A 4152-nucleotide genomic window follows, 5' to 3' on the forward strand; every position below is an offset into this window, starting at 1 on the left:
GAGATCGACAAGATCAGCCGCAAGTCCGACAACCCGTCGATCACCCGAGACGTGTCGGGTGAGGGCGTGCAGCAGGCACTCCTGAAGATCATGGAAGGCACGGTGGCTTCGGTCCCCCCGCAGGGCGGCCGCAAGCATCCGCAGCAGGAGTTCCTGCAAGTGGACACCACCAACATCCTGTTCATCTGCGGCGGCGCCTTCTCGGGCCTCGAGAAGATCATCTCGGCGCGCGGCCGGTCGACCTCGATCGGCTTCGGTGCCTCGGTGATGGCACCGGAAGATCGCCGCACCGGCGAGATCTTCCGTCACGTCGAGCCCGAGGATCTCCTGAAGTACGGCCTCATCCCTGAGTTCGTCGGCCGTCTGCCGGTCGTTGCGACGCTCGAGGACCTCGACGAGACCTCGCTGAAGAAGATTCTGACCGACCCGAAGAACGCGCTGGTCAAGCAGTATCAGCGCCTGTTCGAGATGGAGAACATCGAGCTGACCTTCGCCGACGAGGCGCTTGGCGCGGTTGCCCGCAAGGCGATCGAGCGCAAGACCGGCGCGCGCGGACTGCGCTCGATCCTCGAGGCGATCCTGCTCGAGACCATGTTCGATCTGCCGGGCCTGGAAGGTGTGGAAGAGGTCGTGATCTCCCGCGAGGTCGTGGAAGGCACGGCGCGTCCGCTCTACATCTACGCCGATCGCTCCGATCGCGCGGTCGAAAATGCCAGCGCCTGAACGGTGCTGGTCTGAGCCTTCGAACCTCTCGAATTGACGGCTGCGGAACGTGTCTCCGCAGCCGGTGCTGCGTCGCTCGTCCCGCGTGCGTAAGCGCTGAATGGCGCGCGTTTTTCAATGGCTTGACACCCCCCGGGTCGATAGCCACCTAATGTCAACGGCGAGCAGGAATTCTCTTCAAGATTCGCCTCACTTCGATCCGGCGAAGCCGGTCCAAGCTTTAGGGCCTACTGGTTTTGCGGATCACCTCGGCACCTTGTGGCGGTTGCGCTAGCTACGGCGGGCTGCGTGCAAGGGGGCAAAGCAAAAGGAAAAGGCCATGACCAATCCCAAACCCCGGCCAACCATCATTCACGGCGAAGCGCACGCTTATCCCGTGCTTCCCTTGCGCGACATCGTCGTTTTCCCGCACATGATCGTGCCGCTCTTCGTTGGCCGCGAGAAGTCGATCCGCGCGCTCGAAGAGGTGATGAAGAACGATGCGCTGATCATGCTCGCGACGCAGAAGAACGCATCCGACGATGATCCGGCGCCCGATGCGATTTACGAGACCGGTACGCTCGCCAGCGTGTTGCAGCTCCTGAAGCTTCCCGACGGCACGGTGAAGGTGCTGGTCGAAGGGCTCGAGCGCGCGCGCGTGGAGAAGTACACCGATCGCGCCGACTATTACGAAGCGACTGCGGTCGCGCTCGCCGACACCGATGCCAAGTCGGTCGAGGCCGAAGCGCTGGCACGCTCGGTCGTGTCCGACTTCGAGAGCTATGTGAAGCTCAACAAGAAGATCTCGGCCGAGGTCGTTGGCGTCGTGCAGGCGATCACCGATTTCGCCAAGCTCGCCGACACCGTTGCCTCGCATCTCGCCGTCAAGATCGCGGATCGGCAAGGAATTCTGGAGACGCTGTCCGTCACCTCGCGCCTGGAGAAGGTGTTGGGGCTGATGGAGAGCGAGATCTCGGTGCTGCAAGTCGAGAAGCGCATCCGCTCGCGCGTCAAGCGCCAGATGGAGAAGACCCAGCGCGAGTACTATCTCAACGAGCAGATGAAGGCGATTCAGAAGGAGCTCGGCGACGACGATGGTCGCGATGAGCTCGCTGATCTCGAAGAGAAGATATCGAAGACCAAGCTGTCGAAGGAAGCGCGCGAGAAGGCGCAGCACGAGCTGAAGAAGCTGCGCCAGATGTCGCCGATGTCCGCGGAAGCGACCGTCGTGCGCAACTATCTGGATTGGCTCCTGTCGATCCCGTGGAACAAGAAGTCCAAGGTCAAGAAGGATCTGGAAGCCGCGCAGGCGGTTCTCGATGCCGATCACTACGGGCTTGAGAAGGTCAAGGACCGCATCGTCGAGTATCTTGCGGTGCAGTCGCGCGCCAACAAGCTCACGGGTCCGATCCTGTGCCTGGTCGGCCCGCCCGGCGTCGGCAAGACCTCGCTCGGCAAGTCGATCGCCAAGGCGACGGGGCGCGAATTCGTGCGCGTCTCGCTCGGCGGCGTGCGCGACGAGGCCGAGATCCGCGGTCATCGCCGCACCTATATCGGCTCGATGCCCGGCAAGATCATCCAGTCGATGCGCAAGGCGAAGTCGTCCAATCCGCTGTTCCTCTTGGACGAGATCGACAAGATGGGCGCCGACTTCCGCGGCGATCCGTCCTCGGCGCTGCTCGAGGTCCTGGACCCCGAGCAGAACTCGACCTTCAACGACCACTATCTCGAGGTCGACTACGATCTCTCCAACGTGATGTTCATCACGACCGCGAATACGCTCAATATTCCGGGGCCGCTGATGGACCGCATGGAGATCATCCGGATCGCGGGCTACACCGAGAACGAGAAGGTCGAGATCGCGCGCAAGCACCTGATCCCGAACGCGGTGTCCAAGCACGGTCTGGACTCCAAGGAGTTCTCGATCGACGATGACGCGCTTTTGCTTCTGATCCGCCGCTACACCCGCGAAGCGGGCGTGCGCAATCTGGAGCGTGAGCTCTCGACACTCGCCCGCAAGGCGGTGAAGGAGCTGATGATCTCGAAGAAGAAGTCGGTCAAGGTCACCGAGAAGACTCTGGAAGAGTTTCTGGGTGTGCCGAAGTACCGCTTCGGCGAGATCGAGAGCGAGCCGCAGGTCGGCATCGTCACCGGCCTTGCATGGACCGATGTCGGCGGCGAGCTGCTGACGATCGAAGGCGTCATGATGCCCGGCAAGGGCAAGATGACGGTCACGGGCAATCTGCGCGACGTCATGAAGGAGTCGATCTCGGCGGCGGCATCCTACGTCCGCTCCCGCGCGATCAACTACGGTGTCGAGCCGCCGATGTTCGACAGGCGCGACATCCACGTGCACGTGCCGGAGGGCGCTACCCCGAAGGACGGTCCGTCCGCGGGCGTTGCGATGGCCACCGCGATCATCTCGGTCATGACCGGCATCCCGGTCCGCCACGATGTCGCAATGACCGGCGAGATCACGCTGCGCGGTCGCGTGCTGCCGATCGGCGGTCTGAAGGAGAAGCTCCTGGCTGCCGCCCGCGGCGGCATCAAGACGGTGCTGATCCCTGAGGACAACGCCAAGGATCTCACGGAGATTTCCGATGCGATCAAGGGCGGCATGGACATCGTCCCGGTCTCGCGGCTCGACGACGTCGTCGCCCGGGCATTGGTGAAGAAGCCGGTGCCGATCGTCTGGGAAGAGGACACCAAGGTGACGGTGAAGCCGGACGGCGACGAAGCAGCCGGCGGCCTGACCGCTCACTGACCGGCCAAAGATGTTAAAACGGCGCCTTCGGGCGCCGTTTTTGTTTCGGGAGCATGGGCATGCAGATTGACGGACAATGCCATTGCGGCCGGGTCAGCTACGCGGCGGAGATCGATCCGGATGCCGTCTCGGTGTGCCACTGCAACGATTGCCAGGCGCTGACCGGGTCTCCCTTCCGGGTGACCGCGGTCTGCTCCGGTCAAACCATCCGCCTGACCGGCGGAAAGCCCAAGGTCTATGGCAAGCGCGGCGACAACGGCCGGATGCGCTTCCAGCATTTCTGCGGCGACTGCGGTTCCCCGTTGTTCACCAGCGGCGAGGGCACCGAAGCCGATGATTGGGGCATCCGCTGGGGCAGCATCCGCCAGCGCGAGGCCTTGCGGCCCAGCCGGCAGATCTGGTGTCAGTCGGCGGCGCTGTGGATCGACGCCGTGCCGGGGCTGCCAGGGCGGCCCAGGGACTAACACTGATTGACGTTCGGCCCTTGCCCCTTCGGGGGGCCTAGGGCTAAAGATGCGGCGAGGGGCGGTTAGCTCAGCTGGTTAGAGCATCTCGTTTACACCGAGAGGGTCCGCGGTTCGAATCCGTGACCGCCCACCAGCCTTCTCACTGTCCGGCCCGAAGACATGGGTAACGGACCGTACCTAAGACATGGGTGACAGCCTCGTGCCGAACGGGTTGTCGAG

Annotated in this window: 3 protein-coding genes and 1 tRNA gene; all 4 read left to right on the forward strand. The window is 63.3% G+C overall.

Annotated elements, in window-relative coordinates; genetic code table 11:
- Positions 1-723: ATP-dependent Clp protease ATP-binding subunit ClpX (clpX, locus tag SO140_RS45405; RefSeq protein ID WP_498544151.1), on the forward strand; the 723-nt coding region annotated here is incomplete at its 5' end.
- Between the two features lie 319 nt (positions 724-1042).
- Positions 1043-3466 carry an endopeptidase La gene (lon, locus tag SO140_RS45410; RefSeq protein WP_449384335.1) on the forward strand — a complete coding sequence of 808 codons (2424 nt, stop codon included), beginning with the start codon at positions 1043-1045 and terminating at the stop codon, positions 3464-3466.
- 59 nt (positions 3467-3525) lie between these two features.
- On the forward strand, positions 3526-3930 hold the full coding sequence (locus SO140_RS45415) for a GFA family protein (protein WP_449384336.1): 405 nt from the start codon (positions 3526-3528) through the stop codon (positions 3928-3930).
- 59 nt (positions 3931-3989) lie between these two features.
- Positions 3990-4066 (forward strand) — tRNA-Val (locus SO140_RS45420).
- Positions 4067-4152 lie beyond the last annotated feature (86 nt).

Source organism: Bradyrhizobium sp. UFLA05-108 (assembly GCF_059803455.1).